This window comes from Streptococcus suis (assembly GCF_002964045.1).
GTDB classification, from domain to species: domain Bacteria; phylum Bacillota; class Bacilli; order Lactobacillales; family Streptococcaceae; genus Streptococcus; species Streptococcus suis_U.
The window spans coordinates 1-284 of record NZ_POPB01000100.1 but is presented as its reverse complement, the minus strand read 5'-3'; the positions used below and the strand labels follow the sequence as shown (position 1 = coordinate 284).

The 284-nt window shown below is 40.8% G+C and carries 1 protein-coding gene; it reads right to left on the bottom strand.

The features are described from left to right. Positions 1-284 (bottom strand): hypothetical protein (locus C1E99_RS00425; RefSeq protein ID WP_153060118.1); only part of this gene is annotated, 284 nt, incomplete at both ends.

The window sequence follows — 284 nt, the reverse complement described above, 5'->3', positions numbered from 1 at the left end:
CCCCTTCGACAATTTGTTTTGTGATGGTTGGTTGATTGGAATTCAGGAGATTTTCAAATATTTTACGACCACTATTATAACGAGAACCTGGTACACCTAAACTCCTATCCGTTGCGTTGGAATAGGTATAGGCAAACTTAGATTGGTAAGTGATAACTCCGTCAATGGGACTGACTTCAAGGACTGTTGTTACTTCTTGGTCTGACAGTTCATAGGCTTTCCCCATAAAGGTTTCTTGGGCAAATTTTCCGTAAACAGACAAAGGAATCCAGCGTGAACCGATT